The 22619-nt window shown below is 52.1% G+C and carries 16 protein-coding genes, 1 tRNA gene and 3 rRNA genes; 12 read left to right on the top strand and 8 right to left on the bottom strand.

Translation table 11 applies throughout. The features are described from left to right. Positions 1 to 2: 2 nt before the first annotated feature. On the top strand, positions 3 to 995 hold the full coding sequence (gene rbsR / locus AC6I8T_RS20620; RefSeq protein WP_367998811.1) for a ribose operon transcriptional repressor RbsR: 993 nt from the start codon (positions 3 to 5) through the stop codon (positions 993 to 995). On the opposite strand, the gene mdtD is transcribed toward rbsR, so the two are convergent. After that, positions 992 to 2395: a multidrug transporter subunit MdtD gene (gene mdtD, locus AC6I8T_RS20615; RefSeq protein WP_208724445.1), complete on the bottom strand. Its 1404-nt coding sequence runs from the start codon at positions 2393 to 2395 to the stop codon at positions 992 to 994. The genes rbsR and mdtD overlap by 4 nt on opposite strands. 528 nt (positions 2396 to 2923) lie before the next feature. On the opposite strand from mdtD, the gene AC6I8T_RS20610 reads away from it, so the two are divergent. From AC6I8T_RS20610 to rrf, 4 genes are all read left to right on the top strand, one after another. Next, positions 2924 to 4465, top strand: a 16S ribosomal RNA gene (locus tag AC6I8T_RS20610). A 90-nt stretch (positions 4466 to 4555) separates the two neighbouring features. After that, positions 4556 to 4630 (top strand) — tRNA-Glu (locus AC6I8T_RS20605). Between the two features lie 214 nt (positions 4631 to 4844). Further along, positions 4845 to 7746 (top strand): 23S ribosomal RNA (locus AC6I8T_RS20600). A 105-nt stretch (positions 7747 to 7851) separates the two neighbouring features. After that, positions 7852 to 7967: ribosomal RNA gene (gene rrf, locus AC6I8T_RS20595) — 5S ribosomal RNA — on the top strand. Together the 16S, 23S and 5S rRNA genes with 1 tRNA gene alongside form the textbook arrangement of a ribosomal RNA operon. A 169-nt stretch (positions 7968 to 8136) precedes the next feature. Here the strand turns inward: rrf and mobB are convergent. Together mobB and mobA are read right to left on the bottom strand one after the other, a co-directional pair. Then, positions 8137 to 8649, bottom strand: coding sequence for a molybdopterin-guanine dinucleotide biosynthesis protein MobB (gene mobB, locus AC6I8T_RS20590; RefSeq protein ID WP_208724444.1), 513 nt, complete (start codon positions 8647 to 8649; stop codon positions 8137 to 8139). Beyond that, a complete protein-coding gene (gene mobA / locus AC6I8T_RS20585; protein ID WP_021186427.1) occupies positions 8646 to 9221 on the bottom strand; it encodes a molybdenum cofactor guanylyltransferase MobA in 576 nt (191 codons plus the stop codon). The genes mobB and mobA overlap by 4 nt, the downstream gene beginning before the upstream one ends. 71 nt (positions 9222 to 9292) lie before the next feature. Here mobA and AC6I8T_RS20580 point away from each other — a divergent pair, with 71 nt between their 5' ends. The 5 genes from AC6I8T_RS20580 to spfP all read left to right on the top strand — a co-directional run bounded on the left by AC6I8T_RS20580 (position 9293) and on the right by spfP (position 14735). Then, positions 9293 to 9568 (top strand): YihD family protein, encoded by a 276-nt coding sequence (locus AC6I8T_RS20580; protein ID WP_021186428.1) that lies wholly within the window; start codon positions 9293 to 9295, stop codon positions 9566 to 9568. 45 nt (positions 9569 to 9613) lie between these two features. Continuing rightward, positions 9614 to 10600: a serine/threonine protein kinase gene (locus AC6I8T_RS20575; protein ID WP_021186429.1), complete on the top strand. Its 987-nt coding sequence runs from the start codon at positions 9614 to 9616 to the stop codon at positions 10598 to 10600. A gap of 26 nt (positions 10601 to 10626) precedes the next feature. Continuing rightward, positions 10627 to 11256, top strand: coding sequence for a thiol:disulfide interchange protein DsbA (gene dsbA, locus AC6I8T_RS20570; RefSeq protein ID WP_021186430.1), 630 nt, complete (start codon positions 10627 to 10629; stop codon positions 11254 to 11256). A gap of 368 nt (positions 11257 to 11624) precedes the next feature. After that, on the top strand, positions 11625 to 14411 hold the full coding sequence (gene polA / locus AC6I8T_RS20565; RefSeq protein ID WP_497834272.1) for a DNA polymerase I: 2787 nt from the start codon (positions 11625 to 11627) through the stop codon (positions 14409 to 14411). 276 nt (positions 14412 to 14687) lie between these two features. After that, positions 14688 to 14735, top strand: a complete 48-nt coding sequence (spfP, locus tag AC6I8T_RS20560; protein ID WP_071892919.1) for a small protein SpfP — start codon at positions 14688 to 14690, stop codon at positions 14733 to 14735. An 88-nt stretch (positions 14736 to 14823) separates the two neighbouring features. Here the strand turns inward: spfP and yihA are convergent, their stop codons facing one another. Beyond that, on the bottom strand, positions 14824 to 15462 hold the full coding sequence (gene yihA / locus AC6I8T_RS20555; protein ID WP_497834271.1) for a ribosome biogenesis GTP-binding protein YihA/YsxC: 639 nt from the start codon (positions 15460 to 15462) through the stop codon (positions 14824 to 14826). Between the two features lie 621 nt (positions 15463 to 16083). On the opposite strand from yihA, the gene yihI reads away from it, so the two are divergent. Both yihI and hemN read left to right on the top strand, forming a co-directional pair. Continuing rightward, the gene (gene yihI, locus AC6I8T_RS20550) at positions 16084 to 16602 is read left to right on the top strand and encodes a Der GTPase-activating protein YihI (RefSeq protein ID WP_208724441.1); all 519 of its coding nucleotides are present in this window, start codon (positions 16084 to 16086) and stop codon (positions 16600 to 16602) included. Between the two features lie 236 nt (positions 16603 to 16838). Beyond that, positions 16839 to 18212: an oxygen-independent coproporphyrinogen III oxidase gene (hemN, locus tag AC6I8T_RS20545; protein ID WP_497834270.1), complete on the top strand. Its 1374-nt coding sequence runs from the start codon at positions 16839 to 16841 to the stop codon at positions 18210 to 18212. A gap of 31 nt (positions 18213 to 18243) precedes the next feature. On the opposite strand, the gene AC6I8T_RS20540 is transcribed toward hemN, so the two are convergent. The 4 genes from AC6I8T_RS20540 to glnA form a co-directional block, all read right to left on the bottom strand. Further along, positions 18244 to 18369, bottom strand: a complete 126-nt coding sequence (locus AC6I8T_RS20540; RefSeq protein ID WP_021186435.1) for a YshB family small membrane protein — start codon at positions 18367 to 18369, stop codon at positions 18244 to 18246. A gap of 99 nt (positions 18370 to 18468) precedes the next feature. Beyond that, on the bottom strand, positions 18469 to 19878 hold the full coding sequence (gene glnG, locus AC6I8T_RS20535) for a nitrogen regulation protein NR(I) (RefSeq protein ID WP_013511066.1): 1410 nt from the start codon (positions 19876 to 19878) through the stop codon (positions 18469 to 18471). A gap of 7 nt (positions 19879 to 19885) precedes the next feature. After that, the gene (gene glnL, locus AC6I8T_RS20530; RefSeq protein ID WP_013511065.1) at positions 19886 to 20935 is read right to left on the bottom strand and encodes a nitrogen regulation protein NR(II); all 1050 of its coding nucleotides are present in this window, start codon (positions 20933 to 20935) and stop codon (positions 19886 to 19888) included. Positions 20936 to 21195: 260 nt separating this feature from the next. Then, complete coding sequence (gene glnA / locus AC6I8T_RS20525; RefSeq protein ID WP_013511064.1) at positions 21196 to 22605, bottom strand: glutamate--ammonia ligase; 1410 nt, start codon at positions 22603 to 22605, stop codon at positions 21196 to 21198. Positions 22606 to 22619: the final 14 nt, after the last annotated feature.

Raw genomic sequence — 22619 nt, 5'->3', positions numbered from 1 at the left:
GTTTGGCTACCATGAAAGATGTCGCCCGTCTCGCGGGCGTCTCCACCTCCACCGTTTCACACGTCATTAATAACAATCGCTTTGTTAGCGAGCAGGTGCGTGAAAAGGTGGAGCAGGCCATCCGTTCCCTGAATTACGCCCCATCTGCCCTCGCACGTAGCCTGAAAATAAATCAGACACGCACCATTGGTATGCTCCTGACGGCCAGCAATAACCCCTTCTATTCCGAAGTGGTGCGCGGCGTTGAGAACAGTTGTTATGAGCGTGGCTACAGTTTGATTCTGTGTAACACCGAAGGTGATGAGGAGCGCATGAATCGCAGCCTGGAAACGCTGTTGCAAAAGCGCGTTGATGGCCTGCTGATCATGTGTACGGAAACCCACCTGCCCTCGGCGGATATTCTGAATCGCTATCCGTCGATTCCGATGGTGATGATGGATTGGGCACCGTTTGAAGGGCGTGGCGACATTATTCAGGATAACGCGCTGCTGGGCGGTGAGATGGCCACCCAGCATCTGATCGATCGTGGCTATCGTCGTATTGCCTGCATTGCCGGGCCGCTGGATAAAACCCCGGCGCGACTGCGTCTGGATGGCTTCCAGAAAGCAATGTCCAACAGTGGATTGCCGGTGCTGCCGGGCTACGTCGTTGATGGTGACTTTGAGTTTCAGGGTGGTTTTAACGCCATGAATCAGTTGCTGACGCTGGATCCGCTGCCGGAAGCGGTCTTTACCAGCAATGATGCGATGGCTGTGGGTGTCTACCATGCGCTGTTTCAGGCTGGTCTGCGCGTACCGCAGGATATTGCGGTGATGGGATACGACAACATTGAATTGGCGCGTTATCTCACGCCGCCGTTAAGCACCGTCCATCAGCCAAAGGATGAGTTGGGAGAGCTGGCGATTGATACCCTGATTCATCGCATGAGCGATCCCGACGCCAGTCAGCAAACGCTGGTCCTGACGCCGGAGCTGGTGGAGCGCGGTTCGGTTTAAGCGCTTTTCTTCTTTTTATCGCGGTTAGTGATCAAATGGCGGCCATCGCCATTGCGCAGCAACATAAAGGTAAACGCGGCCAGTACCGTGATCACCCCCATCGTCAGGAAGGTGGCATGGAAATGTTGCACCGTGGTGCCGTCAAATTCCTGATAAAAGCGCAACACGGCGGCACTCACCGCCACCCCAAAGCTGATGGACAGTTGCTGCGTTACCGCCAGCACGCTATTGCCACCGCTGGCGTTCTCATCATTCAGATCCGCCAGGGTGATGGTGTTCATCGCCGTGAACTGTGTCGACATTGCCATTCCCAGCACAAACAACGCCAGCAGTAGCAATAACACACTTCCTCCTGGCGTTTGCAGCGAGAAGGAGGCAATCAGGAAGCCGATAATGACTGAAATACCGACCAGCGTGTGGCGATAACCAAAGCGTCGCAAGACTTGGGTAACGGTGGATTTCGCCAGTAACGAACCGATGGCGGTCGGCCCCATCATGCAACCGGCGATAATCGCGGGATAACCAAAGCCAACCTGCAACATCAACGGCATCAGAAAGGGAATACAACCAGTTCCAAGACGTGAGGCGATATTGCCAATGATGCCGATGGAAAAGGTGCGGGTTTTAAACATCGGCAAACTGATCAACGGTGCCGGATGGCGGCGCGCATGTACTATATAAAGAAGCAACAACAATACACCGGTAAACAGGACGGCGGTTGCCTGCCAGGGCGACACAATACGTTCGCCGAACAGTTCGATGCCAATCGAGATCAACACTAAACCTACGCCAAATAACACAAAGCCGCCAAAGTCGAAGCGGCGTTTGGGTGTCGTGAAATCCGGCATGTACTTGCGCGCATAAAAGATACCAAGCAGGCCGATGGGAATGTTAATCAGGAAAATCCAGTGCCAACTGGCATAGGTGACCAGCAAGCCGCCGAGCATGGGACCGAGTATCGGCCCAACCAGACCGGGCATGGTGACAAAGTTGAGAACCGGCAGTAATTCACTGCGTGGATAGGCTCGCAGCAACGCCAGTCGTGCAACGGGCATCATCATGGCTCCGCCAATCCCCTGCACCACGCGCGAAATTACCAGCAGGCTCAGGCTGCCAGACAAGGCGCAGGCCAGTGAACCGAGGGTAAACAGGGTTACTGCAAGGATAAAGATTTTGCGTGTACCGAAGCGATCTGCCAGCCAGCCGCTGACAGGAATTAGCATCGCTACGGTCAGTGTGTAGCTGATAACGGCGGATTGCATGGCAAGGGGAGAGCGTTGGAGGCTGGTCGCAATGGCAGGGAGCGCGGTGTTGAGGATAGTGGCATCAAGCGATTGCATGAAAAATGCCATAGCGGCGATCCAGGGCAAACCGGCCATACTGCGCGCGGAGCGAATCATTTAAAGTCCTTCTTTAATAAAATTCTGTCTGCAGCAGGGGAAAAACTGCGATTGGACCAACAGGATAGCACTTACGTTTGAGGCCATTACGATGATTTGTGCCGAGAGGGCGGCGCTTTTGGCTGTTTCTTCATCGCAAAATGCCTGTTTTTAAATCGTTCGTATAAAAAAGTAGCGCTCAGTCAATTTTTTGCAATAAACGCTTGTCAGTCAGAATTATCTCCCTATAATGCGCCTCCACTGACACGGCAAAGCGGCAACGCAGACGGTCAGCGAGGGACGAAGTGATTCATCCCGCCAGAGAAAAATCTCGAAAAAGAGATTGACTCTGAAGGAGGAAAGCGTAATATACGCCACCTCGCGACAGACGGTTAACCCGCTGCTCGCACTGCTCTTTAACAATTTATCAGACAATCTGTGTGGGCACTCGCAGGATTGATATCAAAAGTCTACGGACTTAAAAAATATCAAGTCTCAAGAGTGAACACGTAATTTATTACGAAGTTTAATTCTTTGAGCATCAAACTTAAATTGAAGAGTTTGATCATGGCTCAGATTGAACGCTGGCGGCAGGCCTAACACATGCAAGTCGAACGGTAGCACAGAGGAGCTTGCTCCTTGGGTGACGAGTGGCGGACGGGTGAGTAATGTCTGGGGATCTGCCCGATGGAGGGGGATAACTACTGGAAACGGTAGCTAATACCGCATAACGTCGCAAGACCAAAGTGGGGGACCTTCGGGCCTCACACCATCGGATGAACCCAGATGGGATTAGCTAGTAGGTGGGGTAACGGCTCACCTAGGCGACGATCCCTAGCTGGTCTGAGAGGATGACCAGCCACACTGGAACTGAGACACGGTCCAGACTCCTACGGGAGGCAGCAGTGGGGAATATTGCACAATGGGCGCAAGCCTGATGCAGCCATGCCGCGTGTATGAAGAAGGCCTTCGGGTTGTAAAGTACTTTCAGCGGGGAGGAAGGGATGATGTTTAATACGCATCATCATTGACGTTACCCGCAGAAGAAGCACCGGCTAACTCCGTGCCAGCAGCCGCGGTAATACGGAGGGTGCAAGCGTTAATCGGAATTACTGGGCGTAAAGCGCACGCAGGCGGTCTGTCAAGTCGGATGTGAAATCCCCGGGCTTAACCTGGGAACTGCATTCGAAACTGGCAGGCTAGAGTCTTGTAGAGGGGGGTAGAATTCCAGGTGTAGCGGTGAAATGCGTAGAGATCTGGAGGAATACCGGTGGCGAAGGCGGCCCCCTGGACAAAGACTGACGCTCAGGTGCGAAAGCGTGGGGAGCAAACAGGATTAGATACCCTGGTAGTCCACGCTGTAAACGATGTCGACTTGGAGGTTGTGCCCTTGAGGCGTGGCTTCCGGAGCTAACGCGTTAAGTCGACCGCCTGGGGAGTACGGCCGCAAGGTTAAAACTCAAATGAATTGACGGGGGCCCGCACAAGCGGTGGAGCATGTGGTTTAATTCGATGCAACGCGAAGAACCTTACCTGGCCTTGACATCCACGGAATTTGGCAGAGATGCCTTAGTGCCTTCGGGAACCGTGAGACAGGTGCTGCATGGCTGTCGTCAGCTCGTGTTGTGAAATGTTGGGTTAAGTCCCGCAACGAGCGCAACCCTTATCCTTTGTTGCCAGCGATTCGGTCGGGAACTCAAAGGAGACTGCCGGTGATAAACCGGAGGAAGGTGGGGATGACGTCAAGTCATCATGGCCCTTACGGCCAGGGCTACACACGTGCTACAATGGCGCATACAAAGAGAAGCGACCTCGCGAGAGCAAGCGGACCTCATAAAGTGCGTCGTAGTCCGGATTGGAGTCTGCAACTCGACTCCATGAAGTCGGAATCGCTAGTAATCGTAGATCAGAATGCTACGGTGAATACGTTCCCGGGCCTTGTACACACCGCCCGTCACACCATGGGAGTGGGTTGCAAAAGAAGTAGGTAGCTTAACCTTCGGGAGGGCGCTTACCACTTTGTGATTCATGACTGGGGTGAAGTCGTAACAAGGTAACCGTAGGGGAACCTGCGGTTGGATCACCTCCTTACCTGAAGATACTTTCCTTCGAAGTGCTCACACAGATTGTCTGATGAAAACGTAATGAGCAAGACGGCTGCGAAGTCGTGACACTTCATGTGTCCCCTTCGTCTAGCGGTTAGGACTCCGCCCTTTCACGGCGGCAACAGGGGTTCGAATCCCCTAGGGGACGCCACTTGCTTGGTGACAGGTGAAAGGTGTCGCTGCTCAGTATCTCAAAACTGGCTTACGAGTCATGTTTGAGATATTTGCTCTTTAACAATCCGGAACAAGCTGAAAATTTGAAACGACACGTTGTTTCATTTCTCCGTAATAAGAAATGAAAGCGATGTGTTCGAGTCTCTCAAATGCTTGCAGTCTGCATGCGTGAAAACGTCTGTGGGTTGTGAGGTTAAGCGACTAAGCGTACACGGTGGATGCCCTGGCAGTCAGAGGCGATGAAGGACGTGCTAATCTGCGAAAAGCGTCGGTAAGGTGATATGAACCGCAACAGCCGACGATGTCCGAATGGGGAAACCCAGTGCATTTATGCACTATCGTTAACTGAATACATAGGTTAACGAGGCGAACCGGGGGAACTGAAACATCTAAGTACCCCGAGGAAAAGAAATCAACCGAGATTCCCCCAGTAGCGGCGAGCGAACGGGGAACAGCCCAGGACCTGAATCAGTTTGTGTGTTAATGGAAGCGTCTGGAAAGTCGCGCGATACAGGGTGACAGCCCCGTACATGAAAATGCACATTCTGTGAGTCCGATGAGTAGGGCGGGACACGTGGTATCCTGTCTGAATATGGGGGGACCATCCTCCAAGGCTAAATACTCCTGACTGACCGATAGTGAACCAGTACCGTGAGGGAAAGGCGAAAAGAACCCCGGCGAGGGGAGTGAAACAGAACCTGAAACCGTGTACGTACAAGCAGTGGGAGCACCTTCGGGTGTGACTGCGTACCTTTTGTATAATGGGTCAGCGACTTATATTCTGTAGCAAGGTTAACCGTATAGGGGAGCCGCAGGGAAACCGAGTCTTAACCGGGCGTTAAGTTGCAGGGTATAGACCCGAAACCCGGTGATCTAGCCATGGGCAGGTTGAAGGTTGGGTAACACTAACTGGAGGACCGAACCGACTAATGTTGAAAAATTAGCGGATGACTTGTGGCTGGGGGTGAAAGGCCAATCAAACCGGGAGATAGCTGGTTCTCCCCGAAAGCTATTTAGGTAGCGCCTCGTGAATTCATCTCCGGGGGTAGAGCACTGTTTCGGCTAGGGGGCCATCCCGGCTTACCAACCCGATGCAAACTACGAATACCGGAGAATGTTATCACGGGAGACACACGGCGGGTGCTAACGTCCGTCGTGAAGAGGGAAACAACCCAGACCGCCAGCTAAGGTCCCAAAGTCATGGTTAAGTGGGAAACGATGTGGGAAGGCCCAGACAGCCAGGATGTTGGCTTAGAAGCAGCCATCATTTAAAGAAAGCGTAATAGCTCACTGGTCGAGTCGGCCTGCGCGGAAGATGTAACGGGGCTAAACCATGCACCGAAGCTGCGGCAGCGACACTATGTGTTGTTGGGTAGGGGAGCGTTCTGTAAGCCGCTGAAGGTGGACTGTGAGGTCTGCTGGAGGTATCAGAAGTGCGAATGCTGACATAAGTAACGATAAAGCGGGTGAAAAGCCCGCTCGCCGGAAGACCAAGGGTTCCTGTCCAACGTTAATCGGGGCAGGGTGAGTCGACCCCTAAGGCGAGGCTGAAAAGCGTAGTCGATGGGAAACAGGTTAATATTCCTGTACTTGGTGTTACTGCGAAGGGGGGACGGAGAAGGCTAGGTTATCCGGGCGACGGTTGTCCCGGTTTAAGCGTGTAGGCTTGCATTCCAGGCAAATCCGGAATGCTTTAAGGCTGAGGCGTGATGACGAGCCACTACGGTGGTGAAGTAACTGATGCCCTGCTTCCAGGAAAAGCCTCTAAGCTCCAGGTAACACGAAATCGTACCCCAAACCGACACAGGTGGTCAGGTAGAGAATACCAAGGCGCTTGAGAGAACTCGGGTGAAGGAACTAGGCAAAATGGTGCCGTAACTTCGGGAGAAGGCACGCTGGCATTAGGTGAAGGGACTTGCTCCCGGAGCTGAAGCCAGTCGAAGATACCAGCTGGCTGCAACTGTTTATTAAAAACACAGCACTGTGCAAACACGAAAGTGGACGTATACGGTGTGACGCCTGCCCGGTGCCGGAAGGTTAATTGATGGGGTTATCCGTAAGGAGAAGCTCTTGATCGAAGCCCCGGTAAACGGCGGCCGTAACTATAACGGTCCTAAGGTAGCGAAATTCCTTGTCGGGTAAGTTCCGACCTGCACGAATGGCGTAATGATGGCCAGGCTGTCTCCACCCGAGACTCAGTGAAATTGAAATCGCTGTGAAGATGCAGTGTACCCGCGGCAAGACGGAAAGACCCCGTGAACCTTTACTATAGCTTGACACTGAACATTGAGCCTTGATGTGTAGGATAGGTGGGAGGCTTTGAAGCGTGGACGCCAGTCTGCGTGGAGCCAACCTTGAAATACCACCCTTTAATGTTTGATGTTCTAACGTAGGCCCGTAATCCGGGCTGCGGACAGTGTCTGGTGGGTAGTTTGACTGGGGCGGTCTCCTCCCAAAGTGTAACGGAGGAGCACGAAGGTTGGCTAATCCTGGTCGGACATCAGGAGGTTAGTGCAATGGCATAAGCCAGCTTGACTGCGAGAGTGACGGCTCGAGCAGGTGCGAAAGCAGGTCATAGTGATCCGGTGGTTCTGAATGGAAGGGCCATCGCTCAACGGATAAAAGGTACTCCGGGGATAACAGGCTGATACCGCCCAAGAGTTCATATCGACGGCGGTGTTTGGCACCTCGATGTCGGCTCATCACATCCTGGGGCTGAAGTAGGTCCCAAGGGTACGGCTGTTCGCCGTTTAAAGTGGTACGCGAGCTGGGTTTAGAACGTCGTGAGACAGTTCGGTCCCTATCTGCCGTGGGCGCTGGAGAATTGAGGGGGGTTGCTCCTAGTACGAGAGGACCGGAGTGAACGCACCACTGGTGTTCGGGTTGTCATGCCAATGGCATTGCCCGGTAGCTAAGTGCGGAAAAGATAAGTGCTGAAAGCATCTAAGCACGAAACTTGCCCCGAGATGAGTTCTCCCTGACTCCTTGAGAGTCCTGAAGGGACGTTGAAGACGACGACGTTGATAGGCCGGATGTGTAAGTGCAGCGATGCATTGAGCTAACCGGTACTAATGACCCGTGAGGCTTAACCTTACAACGCCAGAGGCGTTTTGAGTTGAGAGACGCGAAAATTTTCAGCATTGTTCGAACGGATTGATTCGTATGGCCTGTGAGGGCGGTACGGATAAACAGAATTTGCCTGGCGGCTGTAGCGCGGTGGTCCCACCTGACCCCATGCCGAACTCAGAAGTGAAACGCCGTAGCGCCGATGGTAGTGTGGGGTCTCCCCATGCGAGAGTAGGGAACTGCCAGGCATCAAATAAGTGAAGAAGCCCTGAACGAAAGTTCAGGGCTTTTTTACGTCTGGAAACCAGTCAATATCCCCGTAGCGGCGCGATTTATCGCGCAGGTTTTACGTGAAGCTGCGCTGAAACCCGCGCGATAAATCGCATCGCGACGAATATGATACGTATCAGAAAAAAATCACGGATTTTTCTGTGAAAAACACCATTCAGCAATGAAATTGGCAACCTGCTGTGGCTGATTAATATCCAGAGCGGCCACTGGCAACGCCACTTCCACATCACTCGCCACCGCAATCACGTAATCATCGAGTAAGTCGGTAATATTCCCCTTCACACCTGTGCGCCACAACACGATCTTAGCAACCGGTTCGTCTTTGAATCCTTCAACCAGTACCAAATCCAACGAAGAACTGTCCATTCGTGCCGCCATCTGATGCAGAGTTAAGGGCTTATCTGGAGTCTCGCACATCAATGCCCAGCGCTGATTACTGGCAACGATCACCTGATCCGCCCCCGCTTTTCGCAGCAGAAAACTGTCTTTTCCCGGCGTATCAACGTCCATATTATGATGCGTGTGCTTAATCAGTCCCGGGCGGATCCCTTGTGCTTTCAGCAATGGGATCACTTTTTCCAACAAGGTGGTTTTACCCGTTCCGCTCCAGGCAGCAATCGCCAGCAAAGGTATCGTCATGATGGTATTTCCTCATCCCGTAAGTCGTCTGGCGTGTTGATATTACGGAATGCCGATTCAGGATCAGGAAAGGTCACCGCATGGCCGCCACTTTCCCGTAAAAACTGCATCAGACGACGTTCCCCACTCAACAGCCAGGCTTCGAGTGCATCGGCTAAAGAGCGATTAACTAAAGCCAGTGCCGGATGATCGCGTAAGGATGATTTCACCCACACCGCCGGGGCATCGGCTTTGCTTTGCCATAAGCGCGCGACGAAATCATCAGGGATCCACGGGGTATCGCAGGCACAGAATGCCACCCACTCAGACGGGCTGTGACGCAAACCGCTCAGCATTCCCGCCAGAGGGCCGGGGTAATCCGGCAACGAGTCGCTGACAACCTGACAACCGCTTAACTGATAACGATCAATGTTGCGGTTGGCGCTTATCAACACAATATTGACCTGTGGCCGAAAACGGCGCAGAACGTGTTGATAAAGGGGTTCACCTTGCAACAGCAACAATCCTTTATCCTCACCGCCCATACGGCGCCCCTGGCCACCTGCCAGAATCACGCCGGTTAATGCTGTCATCTTCGTCTCCTTATCAATAGTGGACGATACTTACAGGCTGGCAGCCTCACACCTGCATAAAGGAAAAAATGATGAAATATCACCGTCTCAACGAACTGCTCGAACTTCTGCAACCCGCGTGGCAGAAGGAGTCTGATCTTAACCTGTTGGCATTTTTACAAAAACTGGCGCAGGAATCAGGTTTCAGTGGCCCATTAAGTGAATTAACCGATGACATATTGATTTACCATCTCAAAATGCGTGATGCAGGCAGTGATGCTGAGATTCCCGGTCTGAAAAAGGATTATGAAGTGGACTTTAAAACCGCGCTATTACGCGCACGCGGTGTGATTAAGGACGATGAGTAGTGCTATCCTTGCGCATTAAAGCAAAGGTAACACACAGGCGAAATGATGAGCGAAGCCACCTTTAATTTCCAGACGTTGAACCCAGATGTGATCCTCGATGCACTTTGGGACACGGGTCTGCGCGTAGAATCTGGCTTAACCGCCCTCAACAGCTATGAAAACCGCGTTTATCAATTCAGTGATGATGAGAAACGTCGCTATGTGGTGAAGTTTTATCGCCCGCAGCGCTGGAGCGCTGGCCAAATCCTGGAAGAACACCAGTTTGCGCACGATTTACTGAATGATGAAGTGCCGGTTGCCGCACCTCTGACGTTACAGGGAAATACGCTGAACAACCATGCCGGTTTTATGTTCGCGGTATTTCCCAGTCTGGGTGGGCGGCAGTACGAAACCGATAATGAAGAACAGATGGAGTGGGTCGGTCGCTTTCTGGGGCGGATTCATCAAACTGGTCGCCAAAAAGACTTTCAGCAACGTCCAACCATCGGACTGGATGAATATATTTTACAGCCGCGCCAACAGCTCGAGCAGAGCATGCTGGTGCCGGATGCGCTCAAAGCACAACTGATGGCGGCGATAGACAGATTGAGTCACACGCTGCATCAGATATGGCACACGCGCTGGCAGCCATTGCGACTACATGGTGACTGCCATCCCGGCAATATTCTATGGCGTGATGGCCCCATGTTTGTCGATCTTGATGATGCACGTACCGGACCGGCGGTACAGGATCTGTGGATGCTGGTGAATGGCGATCGGCAGGAACAACTTATCCAGTGGGATATTTTACTGGAGGCTTACAATGAATTCAGTGACTTTGATATACATGAATTGTCACTGATTGAGCCTTTACGCGCGATGCGCATGGTTTATTATTTAGCCTGGGTCGTGCGTCGCTGGCAGGACCCTGCTTTTCCGCGTGCTTTTCCGTGGATGACCGATGAAGATTTTTGGCGTCGGCAAATTACACTTTTTACCGAGCAGGAAAAGCTGTTACACGAACCGCCGTTGCAGCTTAGCCCGCAATTTTAATGAAGCAGTCAGGAGAATTTTTCACGATGAAAAAGATTTGGTTCGCGCTGGTAGGTTTAATGCTGGCATTTAGCGCCTCCGCGGCACAATTTACCGATGGCAAACAGTATGTCACGCTGCCGAAACCCATCGCCGGTGAACCGCAGGTAATGGAGTTTTTCTCTTTCTTCTGTCCGCATTGCTATCAATTCGAACGCGTTTATCATGTCAGCGATGCCGTGAAAAAGAATCTGCCTGCCAACACCAAAGTAACTAAATATCACGTTGATTTCCTGGGTGGTGATTTTGGCCCGGTAGTGACGCACGCGTGGGCAGTGGCAATGGCGCTGGGTGTAGAGGATAAAGTCACGGCTCCAATCTTTGATGGTATCCAGAAAACTCAGACGGTCACTGATGCGGCTAGCCTGAAAGATACCTTTATTAAGGCTGCGGGGATTACCTCTGAAGATTACGATGCAGCGTGGAACAGCTTTGCGGTTAAAGCGCTGGTTGCGCAACAGCAGAAAGCCGCTTCCGATGTAAATCTCCAGGGCGTACCGGCGATGTTTATCAATGGCAAATACATGGTTAACAACGGTGGCCTTGATACCAGTTCGATGGACAATTTCGTGGCAGATTACGCCAACGTAGTGAAATTCCTCGTCGAGAAGAATTAATTTAAGCAGTTAAAACGCCGGCTATGTCGGCGTTTTTCAATTATCCCTCAGCCTTTTATTTACCTTCCTGCTGCAAACCTTGTGGTTAATATCCACATGGACGATCATCTTTTCAAAAAGATGCTTGCTATCACAGAAACTTAATAACTATATGAAAAACATCAGTTTTTACTGGCTATTTACTTGTGTTCAAAGGAAATAACAATACGTTATGAAATTTACGCACAAAGTTATCCACAATAAGATCCCTGCGATCCACCCCGCGTAATGAGGAAAAAGCATCACATCTTCTGGTGCTAATTCAACATTCGTCTCCGGTTATGGCATCCTTATACATCTCTTAATCGCAACGAAGAAAAATCAAACTTATGGCGCACATTGCAGAAAATCCCCTGATTCTGGTAGACGGATCCTCCTATCTCTACCGTGCATATCATGCCTTTCCGCCCCTGACCAACAGCGCAGGCGAGCCAACTGGCGCCATGTATGGTGTTCTCAACATGTTGAAAAGCCTGTTGATGCAGTACCAACCCAGCCATGTTGCTGTGGTCTTCGATGCGAAAGGAAAAACATTCCGCGATGAGTTGTTCGAGCACTACAAGTCACACCGCCCCCCTATGCCTGACGACCTGCGTGCGCAGATCGAACCGCTCCATGAAATGGTTAAAGCAATGGGCTTGCCACTGCTGGCGGTAACCGGTGTGGAGGCGGACGACGTCATCGGCACGCTGGCACTTGAAGCAGAAAAGCAGGGACGAGCGGTACTGATCAGTACCGGTGATAAGGATATGGCCCAATTGGTCACGCCTGGCATCACGCTGATCAACACCATGACCAATACGGTGCTCGGGCCAGAAGAGGTTGAGCAGAAATATGGTGTGCCACCCGCACTGATTATCGATTTCCTCGCCATGATGGGTGACAGCTCGGACAACATTCCTGGCGTACCCGGCGTGGGTGAAAAGACTGCGCAGGCTCTGCTGCAAGGGCTGGGTGGCATGCAATCTATCTATGACAACCTGGAAAAAGTGGCCGACCTGTCATTTCGTGGTGCCAAAACGATGGCGGCGAAACTGGAACAGAATCGTGACGTGGCATTCCTTTCTTATCAGCTGGCAACCATTAAAACCGACGTAGAACTGGAACTCGGCTGTGAGCAGCTGACGGTGAATGATCCGGATGTCGCCGTACTACAGACGCTATTCAGCCGGTATGAATTCAAGCGCTGGCTGGTCGATCTGCAAGAAGGAAAATGGTTGCAGGGCAAAAAGGGTAACGCGCAGACACCGCAAGCACTGCCGGATCAGCCTGTGGCCAAAGCCGAAACGGCGAGCGTGTTGTCATCTGATGGTTATGTCACCATTCTGGATCAAGATACCTTTGCGAGTTGGTTAGACAAGCTGAAAACAAGCGAGCTGTTTGCTTTCGATCTGGAAACCGATTCGCTGGATACCCTGAGTGCCAACATTGTGGGTATCGCCTTCGCTGTGGCTCCAGGTGAAGCTGCCTATCTGCCGGTGGCCCATGATTATCTTGATGCTCCTGATCAGCTGGACAGAGCTGAAGTACTGGCTCAACTGAAACCTTTGCTGGAAGACAGCAGCGCCGCCAAAGTCGGGCAAAATCTCAAATACGATCGCGGCGTTCTGAAGAACTATGACATCGAGCTGAACGGTATTAAATACGACACCATGCTGGAGTCATATTGTCTGAACAGCGTGGGTGGGAAGCACGATATGGACAGCCTCGCAGCGCGCTGGCTGAATCATAAAACCGTCACCTTTGAAGAGATTGCCGGGAAAGGTAAAAATCAACTGACCTTTAACCAGATTGCCATCGAGCAGGCAGGGCATTACGCCGCAGAAGATGCGGATGTCACCTTGCAGTTGCATCTGAAAATGTGGCCGGAGCTGGAGAAAGAAGCGGGTCCGAAAAAAGTCTTCACAGAGATCGAGATACCGCTGCTGAAGGTGATCTCCCGTGTAGAACGCAATGGCGTGTTAATTGATCAGAACATCCTGGCAAAACATTCCCAGGAGCTAACAACACGTCTGGCTGAGCTGGAGCAGCAAGCGCACGAGCTGGCGGGTGAGCCGTTCAACCTCTCTTCAACCAAACAGTTGCAAACCATTCTGTTTGAAAAGCAGGGGATCAAACCGACGAAGAAAACCCCGGGTGGCGCGCCATCAACCAGTGAAGAAGTGTTGGCGGAGTTGGCGCTCGATTATCCGTTGCCGAAGTTGATACTGGAACATCGTGGTTTGTCGAAGTTGAAATCAACTTATACCGATAAATTGCCGCTGATGATCAACCCGGTCACCGGTCGAGTGCACACTTCATACCACCAGGCGGTTACGGCAACCGGTCGTTTGTCATCCACCGATCCCAACCTGCAAAATATCCCGGTACGCAACGATGAAGGACGGCGTATTCGCCAGGCGTTTATTGCCGGACCGGATAAGCGCATTGTCGCGGCGGACTACTCACAGATTGAGCTGCGTATTATGGCGCATCTGTCGCAGGATAAGGGGCTGCTGGACGCTTTTGCGCAAGGGGAGGACATTCACCGTGCTACCGCAGCAGAAGTGTTTGGAGTGGCGCTGAGTAAGGTTTCTGGTGAACAGCGCCGTAGCGCGAAAGCGATCAACTTTGGTTTGATCTACGGGATGAGTGCATTTGGCTTGTCGCGCCAGCTGAATATCGGTGCCGGTGAAGCGAAAAAGTATATGGATCTCTACTTTGAACGCTATCCGGGCGTATTGCGTTACATGGAAGAGACACGGGAGCTGGCGGCGGAGAAAGGCTATGTTGAGACCCTGGATGGTCGTCGCTTGTGGCTGCCGGACATCACCTCCAGCAACGCGATTCGCCGTAAAGCAGCAGAGCGTGCGGCGATCAACGCCCCGATGCAGGGAACGGCGGCGGATATTATCAAGCGTGCGATGATTGCGGTGGATGGTTGGTTACTGCAACAAAATGACGACAACGTCAAAATGATCATGCAGGTGCACGATGAATTGGTGTTTGAGATTCATCAGGACGCGGTGGACAGCGCCAGCGACAAGATCCGTCAATTGATGGAGAGCAGCATGAAGTTGGACGTTCCGTTGCAGGTTGAGGTCGGTACCGGCGAAAACTGGGACCAGGCACACTAAGTCACACCTCATAAGCGGTGAAAAGCCGCTTATGACAATGTCATAAGAAAAAAGTTTACTTAATCGGTTCAGCAAGCCGGTAAAGCGGTCTGTAAAATGCGCGTTTTGTAACTGCTTAACGTCTAAGCATTTTTTTGGTAATTAAACTACATCGGATGCGCGTTTTTGTGACGAACCTGGTAAAAAAGATGTCGATTCCTGAAACTAAACAACAAAAAATCCTTTGTGGGTCAGGAAAAATCAGGTAAAGTTTCTCGCGTAGGGTACAGAGGTAAGATGTTCTATCTTTCAGACCTTTTACTTCACGTAATCGGATTTGGCTGAATATTAGCCGCCCCAGTCATTTATGACTGGGGCGTTTTTTATTGGGCGTTTATCTGAAAATGCGGGTCATTACACCCGCAGAGACGCGTTATGTAGAGGGCGGGCTGTCATCTTCCTGTGCCGGTTCCAGTTCACTGAACCAGTTATCCAGTTTTTGACGCAGTTTATCGACACCCAGCTTCTTCAGGGACGAAAACATTTCGACCTGCACATCCCCCTGAAAAGCCAGCGACGCTTCGCGTACCATATTCAGTTGTGCTTTACGTGCGCCAGAAGCCAGCTTGTCAGCTTTGGTCAGCAACACTAAAACCGGGATCTGACTCTGCACCGCCCATTCAATCATCTGTTGGTCGAGATCTTTCAGTGGATGACGAATATCCATCAGCACCACCAACCCCTTCAACGCCTGACGTTTTTGTAGATATTCCCCCAGCGCGCGTTGCCATTTGCGCTTCATCTCCTCGGGGACTTCGGCGTAACCATAACCGGGTAAATCCACCAGACGTTTGCCTTCCACCACCTCAAACAGGTTGATCAGTTGGGTACGACCCGGCGTTTTACTGGTACGCGCCAGGCTTTTTTGGTTGGTCAGGGTATTCAGCGCACTGGATTTGCCTGCATTCGAGCGACCGGCAAAGGCAACTTCAATGCCTGTATCTGAAGGCAAGTGACGAATATCCGGGGCACTGAGAACGAAATGGGTGATGTGATAGTTCAAAGCAGACAAAGTAAAACTCCAGCAAAATGATTCACGCAATTGCGCAGAGTATACCTGTTATGGCGCAAAAGTGCCCGATGGCGTCTTTGCGCGCCATTTTGTAAGAGATATGCGATAAGTGCTGCCAGTCATTAACGTTTCTCGTTACTAGGCTATGAATATTTATATTTTAATTTCAATGAATTAATAAAATTCGTGGCATTTTCACTATAAATAAGAGAAGCGTCTTACTTGTTCATTTTACCTATTGGTCTACATTTGGAGTCAGTGCAAGGCCGCACTCATCAGATGATGTGCTCAGGAGCGTCAGGGGGGACGAAGAGCAGGCAGGACTCGATTCAGGAACGAATCGGACAAGGACAGGGAAATTCGCAGGAGCGATTTGGCGAGGGAAAAACCGGGACGTTGTGAGCCATTAATGGATTTATCTCGTGTTTCCTTCGTATGAAGGTGCGAAATAAGGCGACAGCATTGGCTGTCGCCTTTTTTCTTTGTCTGCTTTCTGCTAGATTTCGCCGCAATTCTATACCTTAAATCATTCGGGCTGCGGTAAGGCGAAAAGCGCACTCACCTCACCAGTCCGTAATATGACGGGTATATACTGATTAAAAATTGCCGAGGCCCAACACCATGAAGCAACCTGCACAATCCCCCCGCGGCAAACCGGCCGCGAAAGCGAAACGTAAATCGCGTGAAGATTTGAATCTTGAAGCGCGCGACCGTAAACGCGACAAAAAGCACCGTGGCCATGCTGCGGGTAGCCGGGCGAATCCGGAAAAACAGGCCACAGGAAAAGGTCAGGGCAAAACTGCCCAGGATCCGCGTCTGGGCAGCAAAAAACCGATTGCCCTGGTGGCGGAAGGACAAACTTCAGTCGTGAAAAAACCGGCTCCTAAAGCAAAAGCGGAAAAAGTTCGCCTCACGCCGCAGGAAGAGCTGGCAAAGCTGGAGAATGATGAGCGTCTGGATACATTGCTGGATCGTCTGGAAAGCGGTGAAACGCTGAGCGGTGAAGAGCAGGCCTGGCTGGATGAAACGCTGGACCGTATCGATGAGCTGATGGAAACGCTCGGCATCGCGCTGGATGATGACGCTGACGATGATGAGCAGGCAGAAGAAGACATGATGCGCCTGCTGAAAGGCAAATAAGGGCATTTTTGATCGGCATGCGTATGTGCGCATGCCACGCTAAACAGGTATTGACCGATGTTTTGGCCTGGATCAATTTTAGCGCTGCTGCTGGCATGTTATCTCATCAGCTTATTGTTTAAACTACGCCGTCTGTCGCGCCTGAAGTCGCGTTTACGCCGGGTTTCTGCTCGTCACCCTGTTCACTCTTCTGCTTCGCGACCCGCCTTCAGACGACGTCACCGTAAGGAGTGAGCATGTCATCGCAGCAGATTGAATGGGATCAGCGGCTAATCGAAAAGTATAATTACGCCGGTCCACGCTACACCTCCTATCCTACTGCGCTGGAATTCAGTGAGAATTTTGGCGAAGCCGATTTTCAGCAAGCGGTGGCTCGCTATCCCGAACGTCCTCTCTCACTTTATGTGCATATCCCGTTTTGCCATCGGCTGTGCTACTTCTGTGGTTGCAATAAAATCGTCACGCGTCAGTTGCACAAAGCAGACCGTTACCTTGATGTGCTGGAGCAGGAAATTCGTCAGCGTGCGCCGCTATTTGCGGGCCGCCGTGTTACCCAGCTGCACTGGGGTGGTGGAACGCCCACGTTCCTCAATCAGCAGCAGGTTAGTCGGCTGGTGGGCCTGTTGCGCAGCCATTTTCTCCTTGCGGATGATATCGAAATGTCGATCGAGGTTGATCCGCGCGAAATTGAGCTGGAGATGATCGATCATCTGGGCGCGCTGGGTTTCAACCGCCTTAGCATGGGCGTACAGGATTTCAATAAAGCGGTGCAGGAGAAGGTCAATCGCGTGCAGGATGAGGCAATTATCTTTGCGCTGGTGCAACGTGCGCGTGATCAGGGTTTTCGCTCGGTCAGTATCGATCTTATCTACGGATTGCCCCTGCAAACGCCAGAGAGCTTTGCATTTACCTTGCAACGCGTTATCGACCTCAACCCTGATCGTCTCAGCGTATTTAATTACGCGCATCTGCCCGCGTTATTCGCCGCCCAACGCAAGATCAAAGATGATGAGCTACCCAGTGCTACGCAAAAGCTGGAAATTTTGCAGCAGACCATTGCCACGTTAACCGGTGAAGGCTATCAGTTCATTGGTATGGATCACTTCGCCCGGCCGGACGACGAACTGGCGGTGGCGCAGCGTGCTGGCAAATTGCACCGTAATTTTCAGGGATATACCACGCAGGGTGAGACGGACCTGCTGGGGCTGGGGGTGTCGGCAATAAGTATGATCGGCGACAGTTACGCGCAGAACCATAAAGAGTTAAAAACCTGGTACGCCAGCGTGGAGGAGCAAGGTAACGCGCTATGGCGCGGCCTGACCCTTAGTGACGATGATTGCCTGCGTCGTGATGTTATTAAGGCGCTGATTTGTAACTTCGCACTGGATTACGCGGCTATTGAGGCGCAGTGGCCGATCGCCTTCAGGCGCTATTTTGCTGAGGACTTGCAACTATTGGCGCCGCTGGTGGCGGATGGTTTAGTGGAACAGCATGAAAGGGGATTGCGCATCACTGGCGTGGGCCGCCTGCTGATCCGTAATATCTGCATGTGCTTTGATGCGTATCTGCGGCAGAAAGCGCGCCAGCAGCAGTTTTCGCGGGTGATTTAAAACGACAAAGGGAGCCAGGGCTCCCTTTGTATTAACTGAACAGACTCACGGTAATGGCGCACATCACAGCGGCAATGGCCGTTTGCGGTGAATGGCTGGCCGCGTTGCCGATCGCCGCGATATTATGCGTGATCACCTGGATGACTGACTGGAACATGTTCTCTTCTCCCGATTGCCGCCCGTATGATACTGAACGGCACCGGTCTGTACAGATGGGGTGAGCATAAAAATCGTGCAATAAGCCCGCTTTTTACACTTACTCCATGCCCAGCTCTTTCAGTTTACGTGTCAGGGTATTACGTCCCCAGCCAAGCAAACGCGCCGCTTCCTGTTTATGTCCCTGCGTATGACGCAAAGCGGTTGTGAGCAGGGTGCGCTCCATCTCCGGCTGTGCCTCAGATAGCAGGTTTTGATGACCGGAACGCAGTGCACGATCCGCCCATTGTGCCAGTAAGGTGGCCCAGCTATCCGGCAGCGACTGCACCGGACTTTCCGGCGTACTGGATTCAAACAGTTCTGCGGGCAGATCCTGAATCAGTACTTCCTGGCCCGCAGCCATCACGGTCAGCCAGCGACAGGTATTTTCCAGCTGGCGCACGTTACCGGACCAATGCAAACGCGTCAGCGCCGCTTCGGTTTCCGGGTGCAAAATTTTCGCTTCTACACCCAGTTCGCGTGCAGCAACTTGCAGGAAGTAGCGGGCCAGGCGCGGAATATCTTCACGACGTTCACGCAGCGGTGGCAGATGAACACGAATTACGTTCAGACGATGGAATAAGTCTTCACGGAATTTGCCTTCCTGTACGCGCATTTCCAGGTTTTGGTGGGTTGCGGCGATGATACGCACATCCACTTTAACTGGCGCATAACCGCCAACACGGTAGAACTGACCATCGGCCAGCACGCGCAGCAGGCGGGTTTGCACGTCGAGCGGCATATCGCCGATCTCATCAAGGAACAGCGTACCGCCATCAGCTTGCTCAAAACGTCCCTGACGAATCTGATTGGCACCGGTAAATGCACCTTTCTCATGACCAAACAGCTCAGACTCAATCAAATCTTTGGGAATCGCCGCCATGTTCAGCGCGATAAAGGGTGCTTTAGCGCGCGGGCTATGGCGATGCAGGGCATGCGCCACCAGTTCTTTACCGGTCCCGGATTCACCGTTAATCAGCACGCTGATAGAAGAACGCGACAGACGGCCAATAATGCGAAACACATCCTGCATCGCTGGTGCTTCACCGATAATATCGGTCGTAGGGCCGCTTACCGGTTGATTGCGCGGCTGCTGCTGCTCCTGATAGTGGCTGATGGCGCGTTCTACCAACGCGACCGCTTCATCAATATCAAATGGCTTTGGCAGGTAATCAAAAGCACCCTGCTGATAAGCACTGACGGCGGCATCAAGATCGGAGTGCGCCGTCATAATGATGACCGGCAGCATCGGATGGCGCTGTTTGATTTGTTTCAGCAATGCCAATCCGTCCATGCCTGGCATACGAATATCTGACAGTAAAACATCTGGGGTTTTGGTCGAGAGCGCTTCCAGCACCTCGTTGCCGCTGTCAAACGTTGCACAGCTCAAACCGGCTCCAGTGAGCGCACGTTCAAGCACCCAGCGGATGGAGCTATCGTCATCGACGATCCAGACTATCCCTCGTTGCATAGAAACCTCACTGGCGAATAGGCAGGTAAACCGAGAATTCGGTGTGACCAGGCCAACTGTTAAATTCTATTTTTCCTGAATGCTGATCGATCAGACTGCGGGCAATCGACAGACCTAAACCGGTGCCGCCTTCGCGCCCACTCACCATCGGATAGAACAGCGTATCCTGCAGTTGAGCCGGAATGCCTGGGCCGTCATCTTCAATATCAATGCGTGCCACCAGGCGATATCGCACACCATGCAGCGTTAACTGGAACGCGGTGCGGGTGCGGATAATAATTGTGCCGCCTTCTTCACCCAACGCCTGAAGCGCGTTGCGTACTACATTCAGCAGAACTTGTTCGATTTGATCCGGGTCGTGTGGCAACTCCGGCAGGCTGGGGTCGTAATCACGCACCAGCGAAACGTTATCCGGCAACTCCATCGACACCAGATTGACCACGCGTTCAGCCACCTGATGAATGCTCTGAGTGACATGCAAACCAGGCTGCTGAGGGCCAAGCAAACGATCTACCAGATTTCTCAGTCGATCGGCTTGCTCAATAATGACCTTGGTATATTCATTCAGCGAAGGGTCGGGTAGGGCGCGAGATAGTAATTGCGCGGCACCACGCAAACCCCCCAGCGGGTTTTTAATTTCATGTGCCAGACCACGTACTAAATCGCGGGCGGCGACCTGCTGAGCATGCTGAATTTGTTCCTGACTGAGGCGGCGTTGATTATCCATCGGCGCCATTTCCAGCAAAATTAAGCCATCGGGCAGACGTTGCGCCGTGAGCGACATAATATGCGCGCGGCCATCCACCACTAAGGTCACTTCGCTGTCTGTAAAGCCCTGGCCGGCCTCAAGACTCTCGCGCATAACCTCAATATTCAGCGAAAAATAGCCGGTTAATTCAGGTAACGGCGTGCCAAATAATTTCCGTGAACTCTGCGCCAGTAATTGCTGTGCCGCCGGATTGGCGTAATGAATAACTAATTCATTATCAACCAGCAAAATACTGTTTATCAGGGAGTTGAGAATCTGCCCCGCATCGGGCAGCGTGCCAGTTGCCATACAGCGTTCCTCTGCACTAATTTAGTGCATTATAGCCTTTGGTTGTAAAAACCGTAATTTGAACGATGAATTCGTGGAGAAAAAAGCCCATCCGAAGATGGGCTGAAAGTTTCCACGGCAACAAAAAATCTTCAGCGTCTTTCGTGCCGCAGCCGCGTTGGCTGCTCTCACTCACTCGGGGCACTGAGCTATCTCAGCTCCCCGGGATTCATTCGGTTGCCGCCTTGCTGCAACACGAAATCCGCGGAATATTTAATTAATTACACGCTGTAGTACAGCTCGAACTCTACCGGGTGCGGAGTCATGCGAACGCGGTCGTTTTCAGACTTACGCAGTTCGATGTACGCGTCGATAGCGTCGTCGGTGAACACGCCACCACGGGTCAGGAACTCGCGGTCTTCGTTCAGGCAGTTCAGCGCTTCTTCCAGTGAACCAGCCACTTTTGGAATCTCAGCTTCTTCTTCCGGCGGCAGGTCATACAGGTTTTTGTCCATCGCATCGCCCGGGTGGATCTTGTTGATGATGCCGTCGAGGCCAGCCATCAGCAGCGCGGTGAATGCCAGGTACGGGTTAGCAGCCGGGTCCGGGAAGCGCGCTTCAATACGACGTGCTTTCGGGCTGGCAACAACCGGGATACGGATTGAAGCAGAACGGTTACGGGCAGAGTAAGCCAGCATTACCGGAGCTTCGTAGCCTGGGACCAGACGCTTGTAAGAGTTGGTGGTCGGGTTAGCCAGGGCGTTGATGGCTTTAGCGTGCTTGATGATACCGCCGATGTAGAACAGAGCAGTTTCAGACAGGCCGCCGTATTTGTCGCCAGAGAACAGGTTCACGCCGCCTTTAGACAGAGACATGTGGCAGTGCATACCTGAACCGTTGTCACCGAACATCGGCTTCGGCATGAAGGTTGCAGTTTTGCCGTAAGCGTGAGCAACGTTGTGAACAACGTATTTGTAGATCTGAATTTCGTCAGCTTTTTTGGTCATGGTGTTGAAGCGGGTTGCCACTTCGTTCTGACCAGCAGTTGCCACTTCGTGGTGATGAGCTTCAACCACCAGACCCATCTGCTCCATGGTCAGACACATAGCAGAACGGATGTCCTGAGCTGAGTCAACCGGCGGAACCGGGAAGTAACCACCTTTGATGGCCGGACGGTGACCTTTGTTGCCACCTTCGTATTCTTTACCGGTGTTCCATGCTGCTTCGATATCGTCGATAGCAACGTGTGAACCAGAAGTTGAAGAACCGAAACGGATGTCATCGAACAGGAAGAATTCCGGCTCAGGTCCGAACAGAACGGTATCAGCGATACCAGAAGAACGCAGGAAGTCTTCTGCGCGCTTGGCGATAGAACGCGGGTCGCGATCGTAGCCCTGCATGGTGCCTGGCTCAAGGATGTCACAACGGATGATCAGCGTCGGATCTTCGAAGAACGGGTCCAGAACGGCAGTGGTTGCGTCCGGCATCAGTACCATGTCTGATTCGTTAATGCCTTTCCAGCCACCGATGGAGGAGCCATCGAACATTTTGCCTTCTTCGAAGAAGTCAGCGTTAACCTGGTGAGCAGGGATAGTAACGTGCTGTTCTTTACCTTTGGTATCGGTAAAACGCAGGTCAACAAACTTAACTTCGTGCTCGTTCATCATCGAGAGAACGTGTTCAGCGGACATACTCAACTCTCCTG

Source organism: Pantoea sp. X-Soil-OKNW-556 (assembly GCF_059730695.1).
This window is presented reverse-complemented; position numbering and strand designations above follow the sequence as displayed.

Excerpts from the sequence above, each read along its gene's own strand:
- AC6I8T_RS20580 (WP_021186428.1), top strand. The coding sequence starts at position 9,293 with ATGAAATATCACCGTCTCAACGAACTGCTCGAACTTCTGCAACCCGCG.
- dsbA (WP_021186430.1), top strand. The coding sequence starts at position 10,627 with ATGAAAAAGATTTGGTTCGCGCTGGTAGGTTTAATGCTGGCATTTAGC.
- AC6I8T_RS20540 (WP_021186435.1), bottom strand. The coding sequence starts at position 18,369 with ATGTTCCAGTCAGTCATCCAGGTGATCACGCATAATATCGCGGCGATC.
- glnA (WP_013511064.1), bottom strand. The coding sequence starts at position 22,605 with ATGTCCGCTGAACACGTTCTCTCGATGATGAACGAGCACGAAGTTAAG.
- mobB (WP_208724444.1), bottom strand. The coding sequence starts at position 8,649 with ATGACGATACCTTTGCTGGCGATTGCTGCCTGGAGCGGAACGGGTAAA.
- mdtD (WP_208724445.1), bottom strand. The coding sequence starts at position 2,395 with ATGATTCGCTCCGCGCGCAGTATGGCCGGTTTGCCCTGGATCGCCGCT.
- glnL (WP_013511065.1), bottom strand. The coding sequence starts at position 20,935 with ATGGCAACTGGCACGCTGCCCGATGCGGGGCAGATTCTCAACTCCCTG.
- mobA (WP_021186427.1), bottom strand. The coding sequence starts at position 9,221 with ATGACAGCATTAACCGGCGTGATTCTGGCAGGTGGCCAGGGGCGCCGT.
- AC6I8T_RS20575 (WP_021186429.1), top strand. The coding sequence starts at position 9,614 with ATGAGCGAAGCCACCTTTAATTTCCAGACGTTGAACCCAGATGTGATC.
- glnG (WP_013511066.1), bottom strand. The coding sequence starts at position 19,878 with ATGCAACGAGGGATAGTCTGGATCGTCGATGACGATAGCTCCATCCGC.
- yihI (WP_208724441.1), top strand. The coding sequence starts at position 16,084 with ATGAAGCAACCTGCACAATCCCCCCGCGGCAAACCGGCCGCGAAAGCG.
- polA (WP_497834272.1), top strand. The coding sequence starts at position 11,625 with ATGGCGCACATTGCAGAAAATCCCCTGATTCTGGTAGACGGATCCTCC.
- hemN (WP_497834270.1), top strand. The coding sequence starts at position 16,839 with ATGTCATCGCAGCAGATTGAATGGGATCAGCGGCTAATCGAAAAGTAT.